Source organism: Kitasatospora sp. NPDC052868, assembly GCF_044547105.1.
Classification (GTDB): domain Bacteria; phylum Actinomycetota; class Actinomycetes; order Streptomycetales; family Streptomycetaceae; genus Kitasatospora.
Genome location: NZ_JBITZW010000050.1, coordinates 1 through 5,249 on the forward strand (window position 1 = coordinate 1; position 5,249 = coordinate 5,249).

A 5,249-nucleotide genomic window follows, 5' to 3' on the forward strand; every position below is an offset into this window, starting at 1 on the left:
CCGCGACGACGATCTTCGCGGAGGTGGTGGCGCGGGTGGGGGCGGCCGCGTTAGAGCTTGCGAAGTCCACTGAGGACCCTTTCGAGCAGCGTGACGTCGGGCTGGTTTCCGGATTCGCCGCCGGAAGCGGGCTGGTGGATGGCGACCAGGCCGGCCTCGGCCAGGTCGGCCACGAGGATGCGGGCCACCCCCAGAGGAAGGGAGAGCAGCGCCGAGACCTCGGCGACGGACTTGACCTCCGTGCACAGGGTGCAGATCCGCTGGTGCTCGGGGAGCAGGGTGGCCAGGCGCTGCGGGTCGACGTCCGCGGAGACGAGTGCCTCCAGCGCCAACTCGTAGCGCGGCCGGGTGCGTCCGCCGGTCATCGCGAAGGGCCGGATCAGCGGGCCCGAGTCCTCCTCGTCCTCGTACTCCTCGACGTGCCCGGGCTCCTGGACGGGCGCGTAGCCGGGCCCGTGGCCGGGGACGGTCCGGCCGGGCATCGGGTAGCCGGCCGGGGGAGCGTCGAACGAGGGCTGCTGCGGGGCGTACTGGCCGTAGTGGTCCTGCTGCGGGTACTGCTGGCCGTACTGCTGCTGCTGACCGTACTGCGGGGCGTTCTGCTGACCGTTCTGGTGGCCGTTCTGCGGCCGGCCGTACTGCTGACCGTGGCCGACGACGCCGGGTGCTCCGAAGGCGTCATGGCCTGTGCCAGGGTACGGAACGCCGTATTGGCCGCTGCGGTCGTCGGGCGGTGTCACGGTTCCTCTCCTCACAGGGTGCGGCGGTGCGGTGCGAGCTCGGGCACAGGTCCCCAGCCGGTGGTGCGAAGGCCGTACAACGTCCGAACCCGAGCCCGCCGAAGCGGGCCCGGGACGGGCGTGGAGGTGCTTCGAATACCAGGACGGTATCCGACGAACCGTCAGTGCAGCAGACTGCCCTGGAGTTCTGCGCGAAGCGCGGGGGTCAGGACGGCGCCGGCCCGGTCGACGAGCAGTGCCATCTCGTAGCCGACGAGGCCGATGTCGGAGTCCGGAGAGGCCAGTACGGCGAGGGCGGAGCCGTCGCTGACGGCCATCAGGAACAGGAAGCCGCGCTCCATCTCGACGACGGTCTGGTTGACGTCACCGCCCTCGAAGATCCGGCTGGCGCCGGACGTGAGGGAGGTGAGGCCGGAGGCGACGGCGGCGAGCTGGTCGGCGCGGTCCCTGGGGAAACCCTCCGACATGCACAGCAGGAGGCCGTCGGCGGAGACCACCACCGTGTGCGACACCCCGGGGGTGTTGTCCACGAAATTGGTGATCAGCCAGTTCAGGTTCTGTGCGGCCTGGCTCATCTGACTCAACTCAACGCTCCTGGTGGTTCGAGCCGCCGAAGAGATCGGTGCTGCGGTTCTGCTGTCCGTTGCCGGACGGGTCTGCCTGATCGGGGTCGATCCGGAAGCTTCCGGTGCTGCCTGCGCTGCGGCCCTGCTCGACGCCGCGGCGCAGGTTGGTGAGCCGGCCGCGGACCTCCTCGGGGCTGCGGGAGACCTGGGGCCCGTCCTGCGGGGTGGGCTTGGCGTTGCCGGCCACCAGGTTCTGCTTGGGTACGCGGCGGGGCAGGCCCGAGGCGGTGGTACCGCCGGAGGCCGGCTCGCGCAGCTGCTCGGCACGCTGCCAGTCGCCGTCGTTGGGCGACTGCCAGGGCGAGTTGGTCGGACCGGTCGGACCGGTGGGGCCGGTCGGACCGTAGCCGCCGAGGGCCGACACGTCGTGACCGCGCGGTTCGACCGGGCCGGAGGTGTCCTTGGCGCCGGTGAACCAGTTCGGGGTCTCGCCGGTGTCCTGGCCGTCGTTCTGGCGCGGGCCCACGGTCGTGCCGCCGCTGGCCAGCTGCTGGCCGGGACGGCGCTGCGGCAGGCCGGACGGCAGGGTGGTGGCGGGCTCGGCGGTGGGCAGCGCGGCCGGCTCCGGGCTGTACGGGTGGCCCGAGGGGGCCTCCTCGCCCTGTCGGCCGTACTGCTCGTCGGCGTAGCCGTCGTAGCCCTGGTAGTCCTGGTAGCCCTGCTGGGCGTACTGGCCGTCCTGGGCGTACTGCCCGTTCTGGCCGTCCTGGGCGTACTGCTCGTCGCCGTAGCCCTGCTGCTGGTACCCGCCGTACTGGTCGTCCTGGCCGTACGGGCCGTCGGCGTACTGCTCGTTGCCGTACCCGCCCTGGTCGTACTGGCCGTTCTGGGCGTTCTGGCCGTACTGGTCGTCCTCGTAGCCGTACGGCTGGTAGCCGGTCTCGGGCTGGTACGGGGCCTCCTCGACCTCGGCGTCCAGCACCGGCGGCTCGCCGTCGGTGCCGGGGCCGGACTCCAGGGCGGCGCGGCGGACCTGGTCCAGTCGCTGCGAGCGCTGGACGGCCTCCAGGGCCGGGCTGAAGCCCGATCCGCCGTTGCCGGTGAGGTGGTCGTCGAAGCCCAGCTCTGCGGCGCTGCGCGGGCGGTTCTGGACCTCGGCGGCCCAGTCGGCCGCGGTCGGCTCCTGGTCGGCGAAGATCCGGGAGACGGTGAACTGCTCCTCCGGCTCCGGTACCGCGCCCATCTGGGTCAGGAACGGCGGGAGCATGACCAGCGAGGTGGTGCCGGCCGACTCGCCGGACGGGCGCAGCTGCACGCGGATGTCGTGCCGCTGGGACAGCCGGCCGACCACGAACAGGCCCATGCGGCGGGAGATGGTGGCGTCGACGGTGGGCGGCTCGGCCAGCTTCTCGTTGATCTCGGCGAAGTCCTCGGCGGTGAGGCCGATGCCCTTGTCGTGGATCTCGACCAGCACCCGGCCGTCCGGCAGGCGGGTGGCGTTGACCAGCACCCGGGTCTGCGGGCTGGAGAACGAGGTGGCGTTCTCCAGCAGCTCGGCGAGCAGGTGGACGAGGTCGGTCACGGCGGCGCCGACGACCTCGGCCTCGGGGATGCCGGCGAGCTCGACGCGCTCGTACTGCTCCACCTCGGAGGCGGCGGCGCGGAGCACGTCGACCAGCGGCACCGGGGTGTTCCAGCGGCGGCCGGCCTCCTCGCCCGCGAGGACGAGCAGGTTCTCACCGTTGCGGCGCATACGGGTGGCGAGGTGGTCCAGCTTGAAGAGGTTCTCCAGCTGGTCCGGGTCGGCCTCGTTGTTCTCCAGGTCGGTGATCAGTGCCAGCTGGCGCTGGATGAGGCTCTGGCTGCGGCGCGACAGGTTGGTGAAGATCGCGTTGACGTTCCCTCGGAGCAGGGCCTGCTCGGCGGCGAGTGCGACCGCCTGCTGGTGGACCTGGTCGAAGGCGCGGGCGACCTCGCCGATCTCGTCCTTGCCGTGCAGGGGGATCGGGGTCACCGAGGTGTCCACCCGGTCCGGGTCGGTCTTGGAGAGCCGCTCGACCAGGTCCGGCAGGCGGTGGTCGGCGATCTCCAGGGCGCCGTTGCGCAGGGTGCGCATGCCCAGGATCATCGAGCGCGCGGTGAAACCGGTCAGCACGCCGGCCAGGATCAGCGCGACGAGGACGATGACCGAGTTCAGGATGGCGTCGTAGAGGGCGCGGTCCCGCAGGCCGGCCGCGTCCTGGAGCACGTCGTCGAGCAGCGCGACCTCGGTGGCGCGCAGGGTCGCGATGTGGGTGTTGGAGGCCTGGTTCCAGTTCTCGGGGGTGAGGCCGGAGTCCTTGGCGTCCTTGTAGGCGGCGTCGGCGGCGGCCTTGCCCTTGGTCATGCCGTCGGCGGCGTTCTGGGTGTAGGTGGCGCCGAGGGCCAGCAGGCCCAGCATGGTGGGGGCGCTGCCGTTGGGCATCCGGTAGGCGGCGCGCTGGTCGGCGTTGGCCTGGGCGACCTGGGCGTCGGCGTACGTCTTGAGGTCCTCGGGGGCGCTGCCGCTGCTGAACTCGGCGAGCGACACCTGCTCCAGCTTGGCCGAGACCAGCAGCTGCTGGATCAGGTCGCTGTTCTCGTACCGGGTGGTGGCGTTGGCGGAGATGCCGACCAGCAGGTGGAGCATCAGCGCGCGCTGGGTCGAGGCGGAGGCCTTGGCCAGGGACATCGCGTAGATCGCGCGGCCCTTGCTGGTGATGTTGGAGCTGCCGAGGCCGACCGAGTTGTCGTAGGACAGCAGCGGCGCGACCATCACCGAGTACGCGGACTGGGTCGCGGTGGCGAACAGCTCGGGCTTGTAGGCGTTCTGGCGCAGGTGCGGCAGCGCGTTGGCGAAGCCCTGGAAGGCCTCGTGGCGGCGGGACAGCTCGCCCTCGCCGTTGGTGGCGGCGTAGGCCGCGTTGTAGGCCTTGAGCGCGTTGTCGGTGGTGGCGCGGGTCTTGGCGACGTCGCCGCCCGGGTCCTGGTTGGTCAGCAGGGGTATGAGCGTCTTGTCGCGCTCGGTCTCCAGCGCCTCGGCGAGTTCGGTGGCGGCCTTGGCCAGGCGGGCGGTCTTCTCGGCTCGGGAGGCCTTGATGTAGCCGTCGACCGAGGTGTTGACGCGCAGACCACCGAAGACCAGGGCGACGATCACCGGGATCAGCAGGATCGCGACCAGGCGGGTCGGCACGCGCCAGTTGCGCGGCCGGACGAAGTCGTACCGGCTGCCGCCCTGCGGGGTGGCGTCGGACGCCTGGGAGCCGCCGTCGCGGCGGTCCTTGGCGGACACGGCCGCGGGCTGGGCGGCGGTCGGGGGCCGCTCTTCGGCGGGTGTGAACGCGGAGAACCCGGCCTGGTCCGTTGCGGTACCGTTCGGCTCGCTCTGGCGGGGCTCGGAGCGCCGCTGCGGGGCGACTTGCTGCTTACGCCTCACTCGACAACAACCTCTCGGCCGCTCGGCGGCCATGGATCAATCCAGCGCTACCCCTGGCAGCTGCCCGCTGCTGGGTGGGACTGACGAACAGGATTTAGGGGTAGCTGGAATTTCAGCACGTGCAGGGATGGGGGACAAACAGCTCTCGACGGCGGCCGACTGTGACACATTTCGGACATTCGCCGACATGCGGGGGCATAACCGTGGTCTTCTGGCGCTGAGTGACGTGGATGAGCTACACAGAGTCACTGTTGATCACCAAATGCCTACCGAACCGTTATCCGCTGCTTATGCGCGGGTCTTGCGCGATGCGCCGGTGTGACACCTCTCGCACACGCGCGTGTCCCGGCGGCCCGCTCTGGTGGCGGGCCGCCGGGGTTCCCGGCCTGCGGTTCTCCGGTCAGCGGAGGCGGGCGAGGAGGGCGTGTTCGACGAGGGTGATGAGGGCGCTCTTGGCGGAGTCGCGTCGTCGGGCGTCGAGGGTGATGA

At 71.1% G+C, this 5,249-nt stretch carries 3 protein-coding genes and 1 pseudogene; all 4 read right to left on the reverse strand.

Annotated elements, in window-relative coordinates; translation table 11 throughout:
* Positions 1-50: 50 nt before the first annotated feature.
* Positions 51-740, reverse strand: coding sequence for a DUF742 domain-containing protein (locus ACIGZJ_RS36780; protein WP_396461369.1), 690 nt, complete (start codon positions 738-740; stop codon positions 51-53).
* 161 nt (positions 741-901) lie between these two features.
* Positions 902-1,315, reverse strand: coding sequence for a roadblock/LC7 domain-containing protein (locus tag ACIGZJ_RS36785; protein ID WP_392929684.1), 414 nt, complete (start codon positions 1,313-1,315; stop codon positions 902-904).
* A 10-nt stretch (positions 1,316-1,325) separates the two neighbouring features.
* Complete coding sequence (locus tag ACIGZJ_RS36790; protein WP_396461370.1) at positions 1,326-4,760, reverse strand: nitrate- and nitrite sensing domain-containing protein; 3,435 nt, start codon at positions 4,758-4,760, stop codon at positions 1,326-1,328.
* 400 nt (positions 4,761-5,160) lie between these two features.
* Positions 5,161-5,249 (reverse strand): annotated as a pseudogene (locus ACIGZJ_RS36795) (ATP-binding protein); the annotation flags it as partial.

Coding starts and splice junctions, on each gene's coding strand:
- ACIGZJ_RS36785 (WP_392929684.1), bottom strand. CDS start 1,315: ATGAGCCAGGCCGCACAGAACCTGAACTGGCTGATCACCAATTTCGTG.